Annotated in this window: 13 protein-coding genes; all 13 read left to right on the top strand. The window is 39.5% G+C overall.

The window, feature by feature from the left end:
* Positions 1-81: 81 nt before the first annotated feature.
* The 13 genes from F952_RS05235 to F952_RS05295 all read left to right on the top strand — a co-directional run bounded on the left by F952_RS05235 (position 82) and on the right by F952_RS05295 (position 24207).
* Positions 82-675, top strand: coding sequence for a restriction endonuclease subunit S (locus F952_RS05235; RefSeq protein WP_004923531.1), 594 nt, complete (start codon positions 82-84; stop codon positions 673-675).
* A 27-nt stretch (positions 676-702) separates the two neighbouring features.
* Positions 703-2940: a type I restriction-modification system subunit M gene (locus F952_RS05240; protein WP_004923534.1), complete on the top strand. Its 2238-nt coding sequence runs from the start codon at positions 703-705 to the stop codon at positions 2938-2940.
* Positions 2937-4283: a restriction endonuclease subunit S gene (locus F952_RS05245; RefSeq protein WP_004923538.1), complete on the top strand. Its 1347-nt coding sequence runs from the start codon at positions 2937-2939 to the stop codon at positions 4281-4283. Before F952_RS05240 ends, F952_RS05245 begins: the two co-directional genes overlap by 4 nt.
* 35 nt (positions 4284-4318) lie before the next feature.
* Positions 4319-7366 carry a type I restriction endonuclease subunit R gene (locus tag F952_RS05250; protein WP_004923541.1) on the top strand — a complete coding sequence of 1016 codons (3048 nt, stop codon included), beginning with the start codon at positions 4319-4321 and terminating at the stop codon, positions 7364-7366.
* Between the two features lie 126 nt (positions 7367-7492).
* A complete protein-coding gene (locus F952_RS05255; RefSeq protein ID WP_004923542.1) occupies positions 7493-8605 on the top strand; it encodes an ImmA/IrrE family metallo-endopeptidase in 1113 nt (370 codons plus the stop codon).
* Positions 8598-9104, top strand: a complete 507-nt coding sequence (locus F952_RS05260; RefSeq protein WP_004923545.1) for a DUF4411 family protein — start codon at positions 8598-8600, stop codon at positions 9102-9104. Before F952_RS05255 ends, F952_RS05260 begins: the two co-directional genes overlap by 8 nt.
* Positions 9105-9291: 187 nt before the next feature.
* Positions 9292-12030, top strand: coding sequence for a type VI secretion system Vgr family protein (locus F952_RS05265; protein WP_004923548.1), 2739 nt, complete (start codon positions 9292-9294; stop codon positions 12028-12030).
* Between the two features lie 20 nt (positions 12031-12050).
* On the top strand, positions 12051-13109 hold the full coding sequence (locus tag F952_RS05270) for a T6SS immunity protein Tli4 family protein (RefSeq protein WP_004923550.1): 1059 nt from the start codon (positions 12051-12053) through the stop codon (positions 13107-13109).
* A 1-nt stretch (position 13110) separates the two neighbouring features.
* A complete protein-coding gene (locus F952_RS05275; protein ID WP_004923555.1) occupies positions 13111-14841 on the top strand; it encodes an esterase/lipase family protein in 1731 nt (576 codons plus the stop codon).
* Between the two features lie 262 nt (positions 14842-15103).
* Entirely contained in the window at positions 15104-16402 is a 1299-nt protein-coding gene (locus F952_RS05280; protein ID WP_004923558.1) for an MdtA/MuxA family multidrug efflux RND transporter periplasmic adaptor subunit, read from the top strand.
* Positions 16403-16411: 9 nt separating this feature from the next.
* Positions 16412-19573: a multidrug efflux RND transporter permease subunit gene (locus F952_RS05285; RefSeq protein WP_004923562.1), complete on the top strand. Its 3162-nt coding sequence runs from the start codon at positions 16412-16414 to the stop codon at positions 19571-19573.
* Complete coding sequence (locus tag F952_RS05290) at positions 19570-22746, top strand: efflux RND transporter permease subunit (protein WP_004923565.1); 3177 nt, start codon at positions 19570-19572, stop codon at positions 22744-22746. The genes F952_RS05285 and F952_RS05290 overlap by 4 nt, the downstream gene beginning before the upstream one ends.
* A 15-nt stretch (positions 22747-22761) precedes the next feature.
* Positions 22762-24207 (top strand): efflux transporter outer membrane subunit, encoded by a 1446-nt coding sequence (locus F952_RS05295; RefSeq protein ID WP_004923568.1) that lies wholly within the window; start codon positions 22762-22764, stop codon positions 24205-24207.
* Positions 24208-24312 lie beyond the last annotated feature (105 nt).

Consider the following 24312-nt stretch of genomic DNA (forward strand, 5'->3'; position numbering starts at 1 on the left):
TCACTAATCACAGGAGACTTTGTTAAACAGATTATATCTGAAAAATAACAAAGTACTCCAAGTTTATTAAAAGGAAAAACTATGGAGACGAAATTAAAAAATATTGCTGAAATTTATACGGGTTTTACGCAACGCCCTCCTGAAAAATCAGTAAATACTTTTGATTTAAAAACGATTCAAATTAAAGATTTAACCAAGGAGCAAGTCATCATTTTAGATGATCAACTGGTTGATCTTGAGTGGTCTTATGATTCGAAGCCACAATATTTAAAGCATAATTCACTCATTGTTGTTGCTCGTGGAGAACCACGAGCATATGTATTCAAAGGTCAGCAAGTGGATCAGGTTGCTGTGAGTAACCAATTTATCGTCGTGAATTTGAATATTGATAACATCAAACCCGAATTTTTAGCTTGGTACTTTAATCATTCACAAGCAATGCGATCTTATTTTGAAATGAATAGTCGAGGATCATTGCTCATGATGCTCAGTATTTCGACCTTAAAAGAAGCGGAAATAGTTATTCCTTCTATGTTTCAACAAGAAGAGATTCTTCGACTTGCCGAAGAAGCACACAATGAAGCTTTAATATTCAAACAATTGACAGCTTTAAGAGCTGAATACAATCAAGCGAAGAGCGAACAAATTTTAGTGCAAGCCAAAGTGGCGCAATAAACCGAATTTTTGAATTGGAGAAATGACATGACAAATGAAGTAAATCAACACTCACAACATGGCAAAATTGTAGGATTAGTTTGGAGTATTGCCAATATTATTCGTGGGCCTTACCGCCCACCGCAGTATCGTCGTGTGATGTTGCCACTCATTGTATTGGGTCGTTTTGATGCAATTCTTGCACCGTATGCAGATGAAATGAAAGCAAGCTATGAAAAGGCTGTGGCGACTTTGCAGGATAAAACCCCAAATGTCTTTTTACAAAAGCAATTGAGCCAAATTGCGGATAAAGACCGTAAACAAAATCTTTATAATATTAGTGGCTTTAATCTAAAAAAATTATTAGATGACCCAGATCAATTCACGGCAAATTTAACGAAGTATATTGATGGTTTTTCACCTAAAGCAAAGGATATTTTTGCCAAGTTTGAATTTGCAAAAGAAATTGAAAAACTTGATGATGCAAACCGTCTATATAAAGTCTTCCAAGAGTTTCGTAATGGTTTAGGAGAGTCAGGTTTAAGCCTTGCGCCTAGCAGCGTCAGTAACTTACAAATGGGTTACTTATTTGAAGAATTAGTTCGTAAGTTTAATGAACAAGCCAATGAAGAAGCTGGGGATCACTTTACGCCTCGTGAAGTGATTGAACTGATGGTGAACTTAATTTTTGAAGAAGATCAGGACGAGCTTGTTAAAGCAGGGGTACACCGCAGTATTTACGACCCAACAGCGGGTACGGGTGGAATGTTGTCTGAGTCAGAGAAATTTCTTAAGAAATACAATGATAAGATCAGCCTTGATATGTATGGACAAGAGTATAACCCTGAGTCATATGCCATCTGTTGCTCTGACTTACTCATTAAAGATGAACCAGCCGAAAACATTGTCTATGGTGATACGCTTGGTGTGAAAAATGCCAAGGAAAAAGATGGTTATGTTCCTCGTGATGGTCATGCAGACAAAGACTTTCACTATATGTTTTCAAATCCGCCTTTTGGGGTGGAATGGAAAAACCAAAAAGATTTTATTGATGAGGAAGAGAAACAAGGCTTTTCGGGTCGTTTCGGTGCAGGCTTACCACGAATCAATGACGGATCATTATTGTTCGCTCAACACATGATTTCTAAAATGAAAGCTTCGCCTGAAAATGGTGGAGAGGGTTCACGTATTGCCGTGGTATTTAATGGCTCGCCCTTATTTACAGGTGATGCGGGGAGTGGTGAAAGTAATATTCGTCGTTGGATTATTGAAAATGATTGGCTTGAAGCGATCATCGCTTTGCCTGATCAGATGTTTTATAACACAGGTATTTATACCTATATCTGGATTATTTCTAACAAAAAATCTGAACAGCGTAAGGGTAAAGTGCAGCTCATTGATGGTACAGCACATTATCAAAAGATGGCGAAAAGTTTGGGCAATAAACGTCATGAATTGTCTAAAGCGCATATCGCTGAACTGACCAAGTTTTATTCAAAATTTGAAGATCAAGACACCAGTGCATTGATTCAAAGCAAAACTGGTGAAGCAAAAATATGTTCGAAGATTTTTAATAATCAAGATTTTGGTTATTTAAAACTGACTGTAGAACGTCCTTTACGTTTGAACTTTACAATTTCTGCTGAACGTATTGCCTTGTTGGATGATCAATCTGCTTTTACCAGTTTAGCCAAGAGTAAGAAAGTCAAAGATACTGCTGAAATTTCGAAGGAAGAGCAAGCAGGTCGTTTACAACAGGAAGCGATTAAAAATGCACTTACTGCGAAAATTTCTGATCAAGTTTGGAAAAACCGAGATGAGTTTTTAAAAGTACTTGATCCAATTTTGAAAGGTCTGACCTTCAAATTGGGTGCTCCTGTGAAAAAAGCGATTTTGGAAGCATTGTCTGAGCGTGATCAAACTGCCGATATATGCAAAGACAGTAAAGGGAATATTGAACCAGATACGCAATTGCGTGATACGGAACTGGTTGCATTCCCTGATCATTTGACTTTACCTTTACCTGTGAATTATGACAAAGAGCCTGATTTATCTAAGTTATTGCCATTGGTGAAAGCGCATTGTGAAGCCTATTTAAAGGCGGAAGTTTTACCGCATGTGGCTGATGCGTGGATTGATTATAGTAAAACCAAAGTGGGGTATGAGATTCCGATTAACCGTCATTTTTATATTTATGAGCCACCACGTCCATTGGAAGAAATTAAGGCTGAGATTGTTCAGCTTGAGCAGGAGATTATGCAGATGTTAGGAGGTTTGTCTGCATGAGTCAGTTACCATGTTACGAAAGTTATAAGAATAGTGGCGTGCAATGGTTAGGGGAAATCCCTAGCCATTGGGAAGTAAAACGCATGAAGTTTTTACTATCAGAAAAGTTAAAGTATGGAGCTAATGAATCTGCTGAATCTGAGGATAAAGATCAACCTAGATATATCCGAATTACAGATATCAATGACTCAGGTACTTTACGTGAAGATACATTTAAATCTTTAGAGATTGAAAAAGCACAAGAATATCTACTGAATGACTTAGATATTTTACTTGCAAGAAGTGGGGCAACTGTTGGTAAAAGTTACTTGCATAAAAAGGACAAAGTTAATGTGGCTTGTTATGCAGGTTATTTAATTCGAGCTAGATTCAATAAAGAAAATTATGATCCTCAATTCATAAATCTTTTTTTGCAGTCTAAGGCTTATTGGAGTTGGATTGAATCTGTAAATATTCAAGCTACTATTCAGAATGTAAGCGCTGAAAAATATAATGATTTGGCTTTATCTATTCCGTCATTAGCAGAACAAAAAATCATTGCAGATTTTTTAGATAAACGCCTTGCCCAAGTGGATGCTTTAATCGCTAAGCAAGAAACCTTATTGGAAAAATTGGCTGAACAACGTGTAGCTTTAATTTCTCATGCGGTGACTAAGGGTTTAAATCCTGATGTAGAGATGAAAGAGAGTGACGTTGTACTTTTGGGTAATATTCCAAATACATGGAATATTAAACGGCTTAAATTTCTATTATCTGAAAAATTGAAGTATGGAGCAAATGAATCAGCTGAATCAGAGGATAAAGAAAATCCACGATATATACGAATCACTGATATTGATGATTCTGGAAATTTGAAGGATGAAACATTTAAATCTTTAGAGTCAGAAAAAGCACAAGAATATCTATTGGATGACTTAGATATTTTACTAGCAAGAAGTGGGGCAACAGTTGGTAAAAGTTATCTTTACAAAGCTGAATCAGTAGGTATTGCCTGTTATGCGGGTTATCTAATTCGTGCTAGGTTAGATCAGGAAAATTATAATCCTGAATTTGTTAATTATTTTCTTCAATCTAAACAATATTGGGATTGGATTAGTTCCATTAATATCCAAGCTACGATTCAGAATGTAAGTGCTGAAAAGTATAATGATTTAACTTTGGCTATTCCTTCCTTGGAAGAGCAAAAGCAATTAATTGAATATTTAAAAAATGAAGATGAAAAGTTTAATAGAGCTATTAGTAAAGGCAAAAAACTCGTTCATCTTTTAAATGAATATCGCTCAACCTTAATCACGCAAGTGGTGACAGGGAAGATCGATGTTCAAAATCTTAAAGTAAACTAAAAAACATTGGGTCATATTTTTTGGGGGGGAATGCCATGCATAGCGAATATTATTTTGAACAAGCCATCGAACAAAGCTTAACAACGGCTGGCGGTTATGTAAAAGGCAACCCGAAAGACTATGACCCAAGACTTGCTTTATTTCCTAAGGATGTCGTTGCCTTTATTCAGGAAACGCAACCCAAAGTGTGGGAAAAAATTCATAACTCATGTAAAGATGAAACAGAAACTCGTATTGTTAATGATTTAGCACACGCGTTAGATACCGAAGGTGCTCTATCAGTTTTACGCCAAGGCTTTAAATGCTTTGGTAAAAAAATCAAAATGGCATACTTTGCACCGAATACCAGCATCAATAAAACCACTAAAGAACAATACGATGCCAATGTACTTAAATGTACACGTCAGCTACGTACAGAATTTAATGAAGTTCCAGATATGGTACTTTCACTCAATGGTATTCCAATGATTACGCTGGAACTTAAAAATGAGTTTTCAGCATCGGGTTGGAATGTTGAGGATGCTAAAATCCAATTTAAGAAAGACCGAAATGCAAAAGGACGTTTATTTGAGTTTAAAAAACGGACTTTGGTTCATTTTGCAGTAGATACTTGTGACGTCTATATGACCACGAAGTTGGATGGAGAGAATACCTTTTTTCTACCTTTCAACAAAGGTTATCTAAATGGTAAAGGTAATCCACCTGTAGAAGGCGATGTACGCACGCATTATCTGTGGACAGAAACTTTAGCTCGTCATAGTTTTATGGAAATCTTTGCTCGATATATGCATTTGAGTGTAGAAACCAAAAAGATTAGAACTGATACTGGCTTTCGATATATAGAAAAAGAAACAATGATTTTCCCACGCTACCATCAATTAGATGCTGTGCGTAAACTCACAAAACACAGTAAAGCCAATGGTTCAGGTCATAACTACTTAATTCAGCATTCAGCAGGTTCAGGCAAGTCAAATACCATTGCTTGGCTCGCACATCAATTGGCATCGATGCATAATGCAGATGATAAGAAAATTTTTAATTCCATTATTGTGATTACTGACCGTATTGTATTGGATCGTCAGTTACAAGAAACCATTGCACAGTTTGAGCATAAAGATGGTGTGGTACAAAAGATTGATGAGAACACCTTACAGCTCACCAATGCCTTAGCTTCGAATGTACCGATCATTATTACTACTATCCAAAAATTCCCATACATCATGCAATCTATTCGCACCCAAGCGAAAAAAGGCATTAAGGTTGATTTGAGTACAGAAGGTAAGAATTTCGCTGTTATTGTCGATGAAGCCCACAGTTCACAAAGTGGCGAAACGGCAATGGAGTTACGTAAAATTCTAAATAAAGATGGGATTGAATCTGCAATTGCCCAAGAGTTTTTAGATGATGGCGATGAGGATGAAAGTGAACTCACAGATGATGTGAAAAAGCATTTATTTGCAGAAGCGTCAAAACGTAGTCGCCAGCCTAACTTAAGTTTTTTTGCCTTTACTGCTACACCTAAATGGAAAACACTCGCCTGCTTTGATGAAGCGGGTGATAACGGCGAAGCTCCGTTTCATCATTACAGTATGAAACAGGCGATTCAGGAAGGCTTTATTTTAGATGTATTGGCAAACTATACGACTTATGGGCAGTACTATAAATTAATCAAAATTGCTGACAATGATCCAGAACTTGCAAAAAATAAAACCAAAGCTTTAATGGCTCGTTTTGTTTCTATGCATCCAAGCGTGATCGCTCAGAAAGTAGAAATCATTGTCGAGCATTTTAGAACAGTCACTATGCATCGAATTGGTGGTCGTGCCAAAGCAATGGTTGTAACGAATTCTCGTGAACAAGCAGTACGCTATAAGCTTGCTTTTGATGAGTATATTAAAGAAAAAAAATATACAGGGATTAAGTCCTTAGTCGCTTTTTCAGGGAAACTAGAGGTTGATGGTACTGAATATACAGAACCTAAAATGAATGGTTTTAAAGAAACTGAGCTTCCAGATCAATTCGATACAGATGATTATCAAGTACTATTGGTTGCTGAAAAATATCAGACTGGCTTTGACCAGCCTTTACTACACACCATGTTTGTAGATAAGAAGCTATCTGGCATTCAAGCAGTACAAACCTTATCGCGTTTGAACCGTTGTGCTTATGGTAAAGAAGACACTTTTGTATTGGACTTTGTGAATACCCTTGAAGATATTTATAAAGCTTTCAAGCCATTCTACGAGCAGACCAAACTCGGTGATATTCCAAATGAACAAAAATTGAATGAGCTTGGGCATACATTGGATCAATGGAAGTTTTACTTTGAAGTTGATTTAAATGATTTTGCCAATATTTGGTTTAAGGATAGAAGCAAGCTAACAGGGCATGAACATAAACAGTTGAATAGTATTATTGACCGTGCTGTTGATAAATATAAGAAAATTCATCCTGATGATCTTGTACATCAACAAGAGCAACAAAAACTATTTAAAAGCCAATTACAAAGCTATTTAAATTTATATCTCTTTCTCTCGCAAATCATGGACTTTACAGATTCAGAGCATGAGCAACGATATGCGTATTTAAAAGCTTTACTACAAAAGTTGCCTAAAGGCTCTAAAGAAAATGAAGTTGATTTATCGAAAATCGTTGAACTTCAATTTTATCGCTTACAGAAGTTAAGTGAAAATAGTATCGATTTAGGGCATGGTGAAGCGAAGGCCTTGAAAGGTTCAACGGATGTGGGAACAGGGCAGGCAGAATCTACTGATAATGTATCGCATCTGATTGATGAGTTGAATGAGGCGTTCGGTACAGACTTTACAGTAGCTGATCAATTGTTCTTTGATCAGGTTGAGCAAGCAGCTATCGAAAATGAAGAAATTGTACAAGCAGTGAACGCAAATTCTTTAGACAGTTTTACAGAGTACTTATCTGGAAAGTTGATTGATCTGTTTCTTGTTCGACTTGCAGGAAATGAGGAAGTCTGTAATAAGGTTATGAGTACAGATGAGTTGCGTAAAAAAGTTGCTAAGCGATTGGCAAAGCATATTTATACACGGACGAAAAAGAAAGTTTAAAAATAGTTCTATTTAAAATTTCACGTCAAATTGTGCCGTGCGGTTATGAATGTTTATAGACAGTATTGCACAGGTAATTTATGTTAGCATAAGACAAGGTCAAACGGGCGTAGAGGAGGGAATGTAATGTCAATGCGTATCGACACTAATACATTGAATTATTATGTTCACAATGCCCAAATTTCTTTGAGTGTTTTAAGAACAAAAATTAATAATTTAGATCAATTTTTAAGTGGGGAAAAACAGCCAACTTTTAATCAGTTGTCTGAAATAGCAAAAAAGATTAATGTTCCAACGGGTCTTTTATTACTGAATAAAACTATTGATATTGATATCAAGCGATTGGACTTCAGGACACTTGAGTCAGATTCAATCGATGAAGCAAGTGAAGAGTTAAGAGATACCATTGCAGAAATGGAAGTCAAACAGGAATTTTTGAAGAATGAAATTACTGAAAATTTAGATTTTGTAGGTCAATTTTCTATTGATTCCAATTTTCTAGAGGTGGCTAAAAAAATACGTAATAAGCTGGAAATTCCTTTGTTTTTCCAGAGCCAAGCTGATAATCCATTAAATTATCTACGTGATAAGATTAATGATATAGGTGTATTTGTTTTTTTTAATGGTAAAGTGAAAGATAATACACATCGGCCTCTTAGTGTGAAGGAATTCCGAGGTTTTGTCTTACTTGATCATAAAGCACCTATAATTTTTATTAATCAAAAGGATACTAAGACTGGTCAACTTTTTACATTAGTACATGAGTTAGTGCATATTTTTGTAGGTACTGAAGAAATATTTAATATTGTAGATACTGGTGATTATCAATTTGATCGAACTGAAGCATTTATAAATAAAGTAACAGCAGAAATCTTAGCCCCTCGAGAGATTATCTTAAAGCTTAATTCAACCGATAGTAATTTTTTAGCTAGAAAATTTAAAGTCAGTGAATTTGTAATTGTAAGAAGACTATTAGAATTAAATAAGATCACACGTGAAGAATATCTGAATCGGACTAGAGACCTAGAGGAAAACCTTGAACGTTTTTTACCAAGTGAATCCGAATCAAATGGTGGAAGTTATACAAATAATATTAGATTTAGAGTCGATAATAAATTTTTCAAATATGTTATGAATGCAGTAAATCATGATCGTATTTCATATACAGACGCATTTAATATTGTAGGTGTTGGTTTTAAAGGATATAAAATTTTGATGAATAGAGGTGGCAATGACTAAGTATTTATTGGACACTAATATTTATATCAACTTTTATGAACGATATTATCTATTTGATTTTTTTCCAAGTTTTTGGGAGAAAATCAAAGTAACTATCAACTCACAGGTTGTGCTCCCAGATATTGTTGTTAGTGAACATTATCAAGATGAAAGGTTTAAAAAGTGGCTGGAAGAAAATTTTACAGGGGTTTCTTGTAAGTACAAGGATTATGTCGATTTATGGAGTGAAGTTATACAACATATTGCAAATCATGAATGTTATAGTGATAAAGCATTAACAAATGACAAAAGTTGGACACGTGAAAAAATAGCTGATGGCTGGTTGATTGCTATAGCAAAAAAAGATAATTTAGTGATTGTGACAAGTGAAACTAAGAATATTAATTTAAATAAAAATCAACCTACACAAAACCCGAAAGTTCCTGATATTGCAAATGATCTTGGTGTTCGCTGTATAGACATGAATACTTTTTTTAAAGAAATCGGATTAATAATCTAATTAAAAAATTAAGTGATGAATTTTATCTTCATATTCTAAAAATTAATATTATTCACTGAAAAATAATTTGTTAGCTATCAATTTAAAAAAATTAATTAGCCTGAAACAAAAAGATAAAATATCCAAAATTGAGATAGACAGGTCGTTCTGGTAATCTGGATTGATCAATAATAAGGCAAATACAATAATGTTAAATAGTATTTTTGGCATTCTTGATAAGTTGGGTTTCAATCAGCAAAAACGTGCAATCAGTATTCAGTTTTCAAATCAAGAATTAAACCATCACATCATGTTACAGCGTATCGATGGCTATCATGCCATCAACGATGGGCTGTCTGTCGAGCTTATTTGTATTTCAACAAATCCCTATCTTTCTTTAAAACAATTCATCGGGTGTCAGGCTGCAATCGATCAAGTTACAGATACTGGAAAATTATTTAGAACAACGGGCATTATTACCGAAGCAAGCCAGGGGCAAAGTGATGGCGCATTAACACTGTATCGGCTACGGCTACAAGATGCGACGAGCTTATGGCATAAACGGCGTAACAGCCGTGTATTTATGAACAAGAGTGTAGTCGAGATTATTGAAATTGTTTTTAGAGAGTGGCAAAGCAAAAGCCCACTCTTTGCCGCAACCCTTAAATTAGACACCAGCCATCTCACCAATAAACAGTACGATATTCGGCCTTTTTCGATGCAGTCAAATGAAAGTGACTATGCGTATTTAACACGTTTAATGCGTGAAGAAGCAATTAATTGGCTCATCGACGAATCTAATTATCTGGTAATGAGTCAAACTCAAGCGATCGAACCGCAGTACCTTCGCCTAGTCGATCAGAATACTGAATATAGTTGCTTAGAGCGTAGTTCTATTCGTTATCACCGTAGTCATGCCACCGAGCAACAAGACAGCATTACCAGCCTCATTGCACAGCGCCAATTACAGTCAACTGCTATTTACGTACAGCGCTGGCAAGCAGATGCTTTATCTCAAGAAGATGCCAGCGGTTCAGTCTTAAGTAATCATCAACACAGCCAGCAACATGGCAATGAGAGCCTTAGTCTTGAACAGGCATGGAACATTTCCCCAGCATGGATGACCGATTTAAACGGTGAAGATCAAGCCACTGCATCGGACAGTCGCCAGCTTGAAAAACTCAATAAACAGCTTCATCTGTATCAGGCATTACAGGCAAAGTCATTTACTGCTTATAGTAGCGTCCGTGATACTCAAGTTGGATATTGGTTCAGGTTAGTGGATCATCCCGAGTTAGATAAAAATCATGATGAAAGTGATAAAGAGTTTTTGATTGTGAGTAAGCATTTTTACAATCAGAATAATTTACCTAAGGATATACAAGATCAAATACAACAACTGCTTAGCTTAAACCATTGGTCAATTTATCAAGATAGTTTTCAAGAAAGACAAGCCAATAAGCTTACGCTGATTCGACGTAATATCGACATTGTGCCTGAGTATGATCCTTTACAACATCGGGCAATCGCTCATGTCCAGCGTGCCAGAGTAGTCGGCAGTGAAACTGAAGAAATTCATGTCGACGAGTGGGGGCGTATTAAAGTCCGTTTTTTATTTACACGTATTGAAGATCACGAACATGATGGTGGTGCGGGCTCAAATGACAGTGACACCGATTCGGCATGGGTGGATGTGCTTACTCCATGGGCGGGCGAAGGCTACGGGGCTCGCTTCTTACCACGTGTAGGTGAAATAGTCGTAATCGACTTTTTTGATGGAAATATTGATCGGCCATTCGTGACGGGGCGAATTCATGAAGCTCATCGTTCACCAACTAAGTTTGATATTAAAGGACAACTTCCAGAGACTAAAAAATTAAGTGGTATTCGCTCAAAAGAAGTCGCTGGGGAAGGTTACAACCAACTTCGCTTCGATGACACAACAGGACAAATCAGTGCGCAGTTACATAGTAGCCACGGCACTACGCAGCTCAATTTAGGTCATTTAAGCCACCCTAAAGATAAGGCCGAGAGTGAAGGGCGTGGAGAAGGGTTCGAGTTAAGAACAGATGATTGGGGTGCTATTCGTGCTTCAAAAGGAATACTTCTCACATCGGAAGCATCCGAGCAGGCACAAGGTGAACAACTCACAAGATCCAGTATCAAAGAAAATCTTCATTTTCACACTCAAAGTAACCAATACTTTAAAGAACTTGCTCAAGCTCACGAAGTTGATGAGCCTGATTTAGAAGCGCAAAAGTCATTAAAAGAAAAATTTGAATCATGGGCAGACAATAACGATGCGCTTGTTGCATTACATAGTGAATCTGCACTGATTTTAGATAGTAAAGAGAGTCTGCAACTGACATCAAAAGATAATATCGAGTTGAGTACACCGAAAAATCTGCAATTTTTTACGGGTAAAAGCTGGATTGCAAAGGCACTCGATAAAATTAGTTTATTTGCCAAACATGCCGGAATCAAAATTAAATCGGGTGAGGGAGATATAGAGGTCGCCGCTCAAAAAGGAAAAATGACTTTATCTTCTAAACAACAAATGCATGTTTACTCACTTAATGATTTTGTTCGAATCGAAAGTGGTAAAGGAATTTTGATTACCGCTGGTGGTGGCTATATCAAAATTCAAAATGGCAATATAGAAATTGCTTGCCCAGGCTTAATGGAACTCAAAGCGGGCCAAATTCAAGCCAAAAGCGGGGCTTCTCTTTCTAGCGAACTACCTGCAATGCCAGAATTAAAATCGCAATACGACGAGCATTTTATTTTGCATTATCCAGACGGTGAACCTGCAAAGAACTTGAAATACCGGATTACGGCAGAAGATGGTCAAGTTTTTGAGGGGGTATCTGGCGAAGATGGGAAAACTACAGTTTTTACCAAAGATGCGATGACAGCATTAAATATAGAAGTTTTTTCTCCTGAATAAAGGACTAAGGAAAGTTAAGAATGAAATTATTAAAGCGCTTAACCCTTTGCTTATTAACAACAGTTTCTTTTAGTGCATGTTCAAATGTTGAAAAAGAACAAGAAGGAATTAAAGTGATCGATTATCGTAATCCTAAAAAAGTGTGTTTCGGCCGAATTGAATTAACGGTTCCGAAAGAAACAGAAGTTGAATACAGTAACTTCAACTACAACGGCAGTAATATAGAAGTAGATGAAAGTGTAAAAACATACGAAGCATATCAAAAATTGATTAATGACAAGATTGAGTATTTAAAGCATGAGCCGCATGAAACAGAAGGCGTTTTATTAAAACAAGAAATGCCAGGCCCAGTAAATCAGCTTAACCGTTCTGTTAGTCATATTATTGTTTTTCGAGATGGGTTGTATGTGACATCAGCTTATGAAGTTTATGGTTACCTTTATCTAGGCCCGAAAAGATTAGTTGTTCTTAAAAGTGGAGCAAGTAATGATTTATTGAATGAGGCTATTGAGGACATGAAACAAACTTTAAGAAGTATAAAAATAAAATCGGCTAAAGGCGAAGATCAAGCCGGTTTATGTTGGAAGGATTTTTTTATTGTAGACGATATGAGCAAAAACATTCCGTTTGGGGGAGGATATTTACATTTCAAATTCCCTAGTTATCCGCAAGTTCGGGCTGATGTCGTATATCGTGTAACCTATGACTCGGATTTGCACTTAATTGAAATGATGAAAAAGAACCAGAAAGAGTTACCTGCCATTGCGAAAGCCTTGATGAGCATTGAGAATCTCAGAGAACATAAAAAGATAATCAATGGTTTGGGTGGTGAAGAGGTGCTAAATCATATGTCCAGACGTGGATATTTTGAAAGAGGCTATGAAGTAGGAGAATGGCAGTATCTAGGCACACTAGATAACCATAATGACCCTTATATTCAGTTTAGTTTTGATAGTGCAGACATGGTAAGACCTGACGACCCACTCAATTCAACAATAAGCCAGAAAGAAGCTCTTCGACTGAATGATTTTATTTTAAACAGTATCCGAATTACACCGAATAATGAAAAAGAGAAATAAGATGGCGAACAAAACTATTGCACAAACAGGGTCAGCCACTAGTCCAACGACCAATAAGTCTGGAACTTATGTAGAGGTGCCTTTACAGGACACAATCCCAATTATTTTTGTACCTGGAATTATGGGTTCAAATATTTTTAATACTGTTTTGGGTAAGCCAGTCTGGATGATTGGTAATGGTATTTCTGGTCAAGTTAAAACCTTAACCAAACAGATGGGAAAAACTCCTGCTGAGCTACAGACAGAGTTAGACCCTTTAAATACAAGAGTAGATACAAGTGGTGATATAAAAGTTGACCGACGACTAAAACTTACCGAAAAAACACTGCGGGAACGTTATTGGGGAACTGTACATTGGGATAGTTATGGTGGAATTCTAACTTATTTGCAAATGGTATTAAATAACGTCGATTTAAATGAAAAACCGATTTATACAACCGGCTTGGGAGGAGGATATGCTGCCGTTCAACAAATGAAACAGCAAGAGGCAGTTTATGAGTGGAAAAGTTTACTGAATCAAACTGAATCCTCAAAATGGTTTCCACAACAATCATTTGTGCCGATTAATCAACAAGAGATAGAACATCTTAAAAAATTCCATTTTCCCGTCTATGCGATGGGGTATAACTGGCTACAGTCGAGTGAAAACGGTGCAGCGCTTGTTGCTCAAAAACTAGATAAAATAAAGCAAGAATATGGTGCACGCTTTCATAAATTTATTATCGTAACTCACTCTATGGGTGGCCTTTTAACGCGTAGATTAGTTCAATTGTGTAGTGCTGATATTGCAGGTGTGGTACATGGAGTAATGCCTGCTGAAGGCGCAGCAGCAGCTTATCGTCGTATTGTGGCAGGCTCTGGTGATGTCGGTGCTTTGCCAGCCTATGTTCTTGGTAAAAATACTGAACATGTGACTGCGGTACTTGCAAATGCGCCAGGTGGTTTAGAACTGTTACCAACCAAAGCTTATAACAGTGGAAAGCCATGGTTATTCTTAAACGGCTCAGGATTAATAAATGGAAAAGACTTACAAAAGAACGTTGTATCTCTTCCGAAAAATGATCCATATGAAGAGATTTATAAGGCCGATGGGGTTTGGTGGGAAATGGTTAAGGATGAACTAGTTGATCCTGCCAAGTTAATTAAGAAAGATAATCCTAATCAGAGAGCCAAAGATGTATATTTCAAAAAAATTGAGAAAGTAAAAGAATTTCATTCTAAGATTACCAATAAATATCATCCATGTACTTATGTTAACTATGGAGATGACTCTAAACATTTAAGTTTTGGAACACTTACATGGACGTTAGATCGACCATTACGGGGATTAACTGCTGAACAAATGAAGAGGTTACCAAGAGCGACAGCAAAGCAAATAGGTACATATCGTCAAAAAATTGTTCAAGAACAAATGGTCAAAATTAAAGAGGGCAAAGGTACAGATGCGAACAATCGTGACTTAGCACTTGAGAATGATGGTATCCGCTATATCTCGTTAGTAAATGGTAATCTGGGTGTCTTTTCAATCTCCAATCAAGACGCAGCTGGAGATGGTACCGTACCGCACCAGTCTGGTTCTGCTCCACTAAAACAGTCTGGCGTTAAACAAGTATTTAAAATGACAGGTTTTGATCATCAAGGGAGTTATAACAATACTCAAGTTAAACGCTCAGTCTTATATTCAATAGTAAAGATCATTAAAGAGAATAATATTCAGCCAAAATTTAGATGAAAATGTGTGAATTCATTTTTAATTTATGCATCTTTAGTTTTTAGAGATTATTCACCCTCCATTTTCGGTCTCAATTCATCAAGGGAAATACACCACTAGCTTATAAAATACGTCAATTTTCGATGTTTAAAACAATATTCAATGACAGAGAAATTGCTTACATATACAAAAGATTTAGCGGGCTGAATGCTCGTGTTTAAGCTTAGATTAACACTATAAGAATATTTATATGACAACTTGATCAGTCGTACAGATCCTTCTTATGAATGGAAATTCACTACCAGAAAATAGCGAAAAAAATGACCGAAAAAAGAAGGTGTTTGTAAGTTATATCATCTTGTTTATTATATTATTTTTGGTTGGATGGGGAATCTGGTTTTTAACCCATCAACCTATTGCATCTGCCCGAAGTGGTGCACATGGGAAAGGTGGACAAAAAGCAGGGTTGGGTCTGAATGGCGCACCCATCGCGGTTGGTGTGAGTAAAGTTGTACAACAAGACGTGCAACAAACGATTCAGGCACTGGGAACCGTCACTTCTAGCAATACCGTTGTAGTCCATCCATTGATCAATGGCACCTTGATGCAAATCTATTTTAAAGAAGGTGGATTGGTTCATAAGGGTCAGTTGTTGGCACTTATTGATGATCGGGCACCCAAAGCAGCTTTGCTACAAGCACAAGGGCAGTTACTCAAAGATCAGGCTTTACTCACCAATGCTCAACTGGATTTGCAGCGCTATGCACAATTGTGGCAGCAAGATTCAATTGCAAAGCAGCAATACGACACTCAGGCCTCGTTGGTTAAACAATATCAAGGTGTTCTTAAAACAGATCAGGCTGCTGTAGATAATGCAAAACTGCAATTAAGCTACACCCGTGTTGTTTCGCCAGTCGATGGACGAATTGGTTTAAGACAGATTGATGTTGGCAATATGGTCAACTCTTCAGATACCAATGGCATTGCCAATATTACCCAGCTCAAAAATATTTCAGTTGTGTTTGCTGTGCCAGAGCAATATCTCACCCAATTAATGCAGATTACAGATCATCCAGACCAGCCGATTGAGGTAGCGGCATGGGATCGTCAAAATACGCAAAAACTTGCCGATGGCAAGCTCGTGGCGCTGGATAATCAGGTGAATGTCACCACGGGAACCATCAACATTAAAGCCAGTTTTGACAATCATAATCAGCATTTATTTCCGAATCAGTTTGTCAATGTAAGAATGAGTTTGGGCAATATTCCAAATGCGCTAATTGTGCCAACAGTCGCATTACAACTGGGTGCCCATGGCTCTTTTGTCTATAAAGTTAATTCAGATCAGAAGGTGAGTGCAGTGAATGTTCAAACAGGCACGGTGGTAGAGGACAATACAGTCATTACGGGTGGAGCACTAAATGCCAATGATACTGTGGTAACGGATGGGGTGGATAAGCTTAAGGACGGCGCAAAAATTACGCTTGCAAGTGCAGCACACCACGGCTTAGGGCAGCATCGCGCTCAAAATCATGCGTCAAACTCGGCGGTTACTCAGCCTTCTGCGCCCACTGCGCAGTAAGGAGTGTTGATGAATCCGTCCCGTTTGTTTATCCAGCGACCAGTGGCGACCACACTGGTGATGATCGCAATTTTTTTGTGTGGGCTGGTGTCCTGGAAATTTTTACCTGTGGCGTCTTTGCCAGCCGTAGATTATCCAACCATGCAGGTGACGACGGTATATCCTGGGGCGAGTCCAGAGGTGATAGCCTCTACCATTACTGCACCACTGGAACGCCAGTTTGGTCAGATGCCTGGTTTAAGCCAAATGTCATCGACCAGTTCTAATGGGGCTTCGGTCATTACATTGCAGTTTAATCTCAATCTGGGGTTGGACGTTGCCGAGCAAGAAGTACAGGCAGCAATTAACGCCTCTAATAATTTACTACCTTCCGATCTACTGACACCACCGACCTATAGCAAAGTGAACCCTGCTGATAAGCCAATTATGACCATCGCTATCAGCTCAAAAGAAATGCCGATCACCAAGCTGGAAGATTTGGTAGATACGCGCTTAGCACAACAGCTCTCCCAAGTGAGCGGAGTGGGGCTGATTAGCGTGAGTGGTGGTCAGCGCCCTGCGGTACGCTTACAGGTGAACTCTACTGCACTGGCGAATATGGGTTTGACGCTAGAAGATGTACGTACTGCGGTTACGGCAGCCAATGTAAATCAGGCCAAAGGAACCATCAGTGGCAGTGTTCAGTCATCTACAATTGATGGTAATGATCAGTTGCATACCGCAGATGATTATAAAAACCTGATTATTGCCTATAAAAATGGTGCGCCGATTCGAATGTCGGACATTGCCTCGACCATTGACTCTGCCGAGAATACCCGCTTGGCGGCTTGGGTTGGGCATCGCAATCATGATGCTGCAACACAAAGCCCAGCCATTATTATTAATGTACAACGCCAACCCAATGCCAATGTCATTCAGGTAGCCAATCAGATCAAACAAATTTTGCCGCAACTGCAAAGTAGCTTTCCACAATCGGCTAAAGTAGAAATCTTAAGTGACAGTACCCGTACCATTCAGGCTTCGCTGAATGATGTCGAATTTGAACTGCTACTGGCGATGGTTTTGGTGATTGTGGTGGTGTTTCTATTTTTACGCAGTTTACGTGCGACGTTTATTCCCGCAGTCGCATTACCCCTTTCACTGGTCGGAACTTTCGCTGTGATGTATCTGCTGGGGTTTTCAGTCGATAATTTAAGTTTGATGGCACTGACCATTGCCACGGGGTTTGTGATTGATGATGCCATTGTGATGATTGAAAACATTTCTCGCTATATCGAACAGGGCGAGTCGCCCATGCAGGCGGCATTAAAAGGTTCGGAGCAAATTGCTTTCACCATTATTTCACTCACCATTTCATTGATTGCGGTGCTTATTCCACTGTTGTTTATGGGGGATGTGGTTGGGCGTTTGTTTCGTGAGTTTGCGATTACACTGGCTGTTTCCATTTTAATTTCTGCTTTTATTTCTTTAACCCTGACTCCGATGTTGTCTGCCAGATTACTCAAGTATACGCCTGAAGCAGAACAGGGGCGTTTTTATCATGTCATGGGAGATTTTTTTGACAAACTGATCGGCTGGTACGCCACTGCATTACGCTGGGTATTGGCACGGCAAGGTTTATTCCTGGTGGTCACCATTGCGACCTTTGTATTTACGGTCATGTTGTATGTTTTTATTCCAAAAGGTTTTTTTCCTGTTCAGGATACGGGACAAGTTATTGCGATAACGGAAGCAGACCAGACCACATCGTTTCAGGCAATGCGTGTTAAGCAGCAGCAAGTCGCTAACATTATTCTGCATGACCCAGCAGTGGACAGTATCTCTTCTTTTATTGGGGTTGATGGTAGCAATAGCGCTTTAAATATGGGGCGTATTCTGATTAATCTCAAAGATAAATCGGATCGAGCAGATATTCAGACAGTTATTCAGGATTTGCAGCAACGGCTGAATCAGGCGCAAGGAATGACCGTATATCTACAGCCTGCGCAGGATTTAACGATCGATGCGAGGCAGAGTCGGACACAGTATCAGTTTACCTTGCAGTCAACCAGCGCAGATCATTTGGCAAAATGGGTACCTACCTTGATGCAGGCGTTGGCACAACGTCCCGAACTGAATCATCTGGCAAGCGACTGGCAAAATAAGGGCTTGCAGGTTTATGTCGATATCAACCGCGATGCTGCTGCACAATACGGCATTACTACAGCAGGCATCGATAATATTCTTTACGATGCCTTTGGCCAAAGACTGATTAGTACGATTTTTACGCAAACCAATCAATATCACGTTGTACTGGGGTTATCTGGACAAGATCAGAATGGATTACAGGCATTACAAAATTTATATATCCCTTCCAGTCATGGCACGCCTATACGCTTGAGTAGCATTGCCAGTATTCAACCCAGAAGCACCTTGCTTGAAGTCAATCATTTAGGGCAATTTCCAACCGCAACGGTGTCGTTTGATACAGCAGCAGGGGTTTCACTACAACAAGCCGTACAGGCAGTCAAAGATACCGAACAACAATTAAAGATGCCTGGCAGCCTAATGACGCAGTTTCAAGGCGCAGCTTTGGCCTTTCAAGCTTCGCTGAGCAGTACCGTCTGGTTAATTGTTGCAGCGATTGTGGTGATGTACATTATTTTGGGGGTGTTATATGAAAGCTTTATTCATCCATTAACCATTTTATCGACCTTGCCATCGGCAGGGATTGGTGCGTTGCTGGCATTGGTATTATCTCATAATGATCTGAATATCATTGCCATTATCGGGATTGTATTGCTGATCGGAATCGTCAAAAAAAATGCCATCATGATGATTGATTTTGCCTTAGATGCAGAGCGACACCAAGGGCTGACCCCAATCGAGTCTATTTATCAAGCCTGTTTATTACGCTTTAGGCCTATTTTAATGACCACTATGGCAGCATTGCTGGGTGCTGTACCGTTAGTGATTGGCTCGGGCATAGGGTCAGAGTTAAGGCATCCTTTGGGAATTACCATGATTGGTGGTCTGATTGTGAGCCAGTTACTTACTTTATTTACAACACCTGTGGTGTATTTGGCCTTTAATCATTTAGCACAAAAGATCAGAGGGACGCATCGACCAGACAAGTCTGCCAGTGACTTGGCACCTTACAAACATTTTAAGTCACAGGCGGATGAGGTATGAGTATTTCAACGCCTTTTATCCGCCGTCCAGTCGCAACTACTTTATTAAGTCTGGGACTGGTTTTACTGGGGATACTGGCTTTTAATATTTTGCCTGTGGCTTCACTGCCACGAGTCGATTTTCCAACAATTTCGGTGACAGCAAAACAGGCGGGTGCCAGTCCAGAAGTGATGGCTGCAACCGTGGCAACACCTTTGGAGCGAAACTTAGGCCGTATTGCGGGAGTAAATGAGATTACCTCCGCAAGCTCATTGGGAACCACGCGAATTACTTTACAGTTCGATCTTAATCGGGATATCAATGGCGCAGCTCGTGATGTACAGGGCGCCATCAATGCTTCACTTGCCTCGTTACCCTCAGGTTTGCAAAATAATCCGACCTATCGCAAGGCCAATCCTGCTGATGCACCCATCATGATTTTGGCATTGACCTCTAAAACCTTGTCGCGTGGGCAAATCTACGATGCCGCGGATACCATTTTAGGGCAAAAGCTTTTGCAAATTGATGGGGTTGGAGATGTCAATATTGGAGGGTCGGCACAGCCCGCAGTACGTGTTGAATTAAATCCAAGTCAATTGGCACATTATGGTATTGGGCTAGATGCGGTGCGTTCAGCGATTACTTCCACCAATGCCAATCGCCCTAAAGGTTTTGTTGAGCAGAAAAATCAGCTTTGGGAAGTCAAGGCCAATGATCAGGCGAGGCAGGCGGCCGATTTTATTCCGCTTATTGTCAGTTATAAAAACGGTGCTGCTATACGCATCTCGGATGTTGCCCAAGTACAAGATTCTATATTAGACCGTCACAATGCGGGCTATTACGCCGACCAACCCGCAGTCTTGATGATGGTATTCAAACAACCCAATGCCAATGTGATTGAGACTATTCAGCGCATTAGAGACACCTTGCCGACATTGCAGCAGGCCTTACCCTCACAAATTGAAATTCACACCGCAGTTGATCGTAGTAAGACCATTCAAGCCTCGTTGCGGGAGATTGAACGCACCCTGCTGATTGCGGTGATGTTAGTGATTATGGTGGTGTTTGTTTTCTTGAGAAATGGCCGCGCCACATTGATTCCTGCAATAACGGTGCCGATCTCGCTGATTGGCACCTTCGGCCTCATGTATGCGTCAGGTTTTTCTCTAAATAATATTAGTTTAATGGCGCTAACCATTGCGACAGGCTTTGTGGTAGACGATACCATTGTGGTATTAGAAACGATTTCAAGACGCATAGAGGAAGGCTTAAGCCCGATGCAGGCTGCAATCACGGGGGCAAAAGAAGTCAGTTTTACCGTGGTATCCATGAGTATTTCCTTAATTGCAGTATTTGTTCCAATTTTATTGATGGGCGGAATAGTTGGACGTTTGTTTCATGAATTTGCCATGACATTAACTTACGCCATTTTAATTTCGATGCTGGTTTCACTTACCACCACGCCGATGCTATGTGCATGGTGGTTGAAATCGCGTCAAATCAAACAGATGAGGCCTGAACTATTAAAAATAGAGCGTTCCGAAACGACTCCCATCAGCAACAGTGAAATGCTTCTGGTCGCATCAGACGATGAATATTTAAAACAACAAGGTCTTTTTGGTCGAATGACCTTGCTATATAAGCGGAGTCTGGCGATTGCACTGCAATACAAGGCCATGACGCTGATTATTTTCATTTTTACCATTGGACTGAATGTTTATTTATATATCGTGGTACCTAAAGGATTTTTTCCGCAGCAGGATACTGGGGTAATGATGGGTTCTTTGGTGGCAGATCAGAATATTTCTTTTGATGCCATGAATACGAAGCTTAAACACGATATGGCAGTGATTGGGAAAGATCCCGCTGTTGATCATGTGATGGGAACAATAAGTGGCTCGCAAATGAACCGTGCCAATTTATTTTTAGCATTAAAACCGTTAAGTGAGCGAACGGATCATCCTGATCAGATTATGGCACGCTTGCGCAAAGCGCTTAAATATGAGGCAGGAACAAGATTTACCTTGAGACCTGTGCAGGATATTAATGTCGGTGGGCGCTCTAGCGATGCGAGTTATCAATATACCTTGCAAGGTGATGATCTAAACACTTTACGCAGTTGGACACCTAAAATTCAGGCTGCGTTGAGTAAGCTTCCTGCCTTGACTGATGTTTCAAGTGATCAAGATGTAAAAGGCTTGGAAACCAAATTGATCTTTGATCATGACAAAATGAAATCGTTGGGCATTACTCAGTCTCAGGTCGATAGCACCTTAAATGATGCCTTTGGACAAAGGCAGGTATCGACAATTTATAACGCCATGAACCAATACCATGTTGTGATGGAAGTTGCTCCTGAGTATGCGCAAACCGTCGAGGCGCTGCGTGGTATTTATGTGCAAAATAATGCAGGGCAGTCCATTCCGTTATCGACATTTAGTACATGGCAGGCTGCAAATACGTCACTGTCTGTCAATCATCAAGGTTTATTTGCTGCCAGTACCATTACCTTTAACCTGAATCCAGGCTATTCATTGTCCGATGCAACGGTTCAGATTAATCAGGCCATGAATTTGTTACAGGTTCCAAGCTCGGTACGTGGCAGTTTTCAAGGTTCGGCCAAAGCTTTTCAAGCGTCGCTAAGCGCCGAGCCACTCTTGATTTTGGCTGCGATTATCGTGATTTATATTGTGCTTGGCATTTTATATGAAGATTTTGCTCATCCTTTAACGATTCTCTCGACCTTGCCATCAGCAGGTCTTGGTGCCTTAATTGCGCTAGTTCTATTCAACATGGAATTTAGTGTGATTGCCTTGATTGGGATTTTATTGTTGATCGGAATTGTAAAGAAAAATGCAATTATGATGATTGATGTAGCGTTAACCTTGCAACGACAACAAAAATTGCCGCCTGAAATTGCCATTCTAGATGCTTCAGTTCTACGTTTTCGGCCCATCATAATGACCACGCTTGCAGCGTTATTTGGAGCCTTGCCTCTAGCTTTGGGCCGTGGTGATGGAGCCGAGTTACATATCCCCTTGGGTGTGTCGATTGTGGGAGGCTTGATAATTAGCCAGATCTTGACGCTATATAGCACGCCTGTGATGTATTTATATATCGATCAGTTCAGTCGATGGGGAAGACGCAAGCTGCAACATATCTTCCCAGCCAAATCATTAAGTTTGAAAAAATAAGAAAAGGACAATCATATGCATCAGTTTTTCTCATTACAGATCCGAGTTAAACCTTCTAAGTTGCTCAGTGCCTTTTCTTTAGGTGTCATGGGGGTATTGTCAGGTTGTCAAATAGTGAAACCAGAACCCAGTGCGCAACTGAATATACAGGCACAATTCTCTCAACCTGCTCAATATGGATTAGATGCCAAAAAATGGGAAACTGAAGATTGGAAAATTGCTGTGCCAAGTGATCAGCTGCCAAGAGGAGAATGGTGGCAAATTTTTCAGGATACCCAGTTAAATCAATTGGTCGAACAATTGAATCGTGAAAATGCTTCAATTGCTCAATATGAAGCCCAATACCGTCAAGCTACAGCATTACTCAATCAAGCTACCGCGAGTACCAAACCAACTGTGACAGGAAATACGAATGTTACGCGGGCAAAATCTGGTGAGAGTGCTACAACCGCAAACTATAACATGGGACTAAATGCCAGTTGGGAACCTGATTTTTGGGGCAAAGTCCGCCAAAATATATGGGTGAATCAGGATAAAGCCCAAGCAAGTGAAGCCGAACTCAATTCGATTCGCCTGAGTATGCAGGCACAATTAACCACCAGCTATCTACAATGGGTGATTCTGGGATTTCAGCTACAATCACAGCAAGAGAGCCTGAAAAACCTGCAAAAATTTTTGCAGCTCACACACAATCAATATCAAGCAGGGATTGTGGCATCAACGACAGTTGATCAGGCACAAAGCCAGTATCAAACTGCGCTCGCAAATTATACCGAAATGCAATTGGCACAAATACAGTTACAGCATGCGATTGCGATGTTAATTGGACAGCCTCAAGATCAGTTGCAACTGATCCTGCCGAAAACATTACCTGTGCTGCCACAAATCCCTGTAAATTTACCTTCAAGTATTTTGCAGCGCCGTCCAGATGTGGCTGCCGCAGAAAGAACGATGGCCGCAGCAAATGCACAGGTCGGTGTAGCAAAATTGGCAGTTTTCCCAGATTTCAGTCTAGGCGGAAATCTCGGTTATAAAAGTAGTAAATTAAGTAATTTATTCAGTGCACCTAACTTTATCTGGTCTGTTGGGCCTACACTGGCAGCGACTTTATTTGATGGTGGACTGCGTCATGCACAAACAGAACAGGCCAAGGCAAGCTACGATGCAAGCGCCGCCGTGTATAAACAAACAGTGATGTCAGCGATTCAAAATGTTGAAGATAACATCGCTGCACAATATCTACTCTCGAAGGAAGTTGCACAGGAGCAACAGAGTTTAGCTGCTGCTACACGTGCCGAGCAGAGCACAACAAACCAATATAAAGCAGGTATTGTTGGGTATTTAAATGTACTCACTGCCCAGAATAACCGCCTATCTGCTCAAAACAATGTATGGTCATTGACGAGTAAACAATATCAGACCACCGTCAATTTGATCAGCGCTATGGGCGGAAGTTTTTAAGTGAAATATGATTGATCTGGTTTTTGATTTACAGGAAGATTTTTAGTGATTTAGTGATTTAGTGATTTAGTGATTTAGTGATTTAGTGATTTAGTGATTTAGTGA

It is taken from the genome of Acinetobacter baylyi DSM 14961 = CIP 107474, assembly GCF_000368685.1.
Classification (GTDB): domain Bacteria; phylum Pseudomonadota; class Gammaproteobacteria; order Pseudomonadales; family Moraxellaceae; genus Acinetobacter; species Acinetobacter baylyi.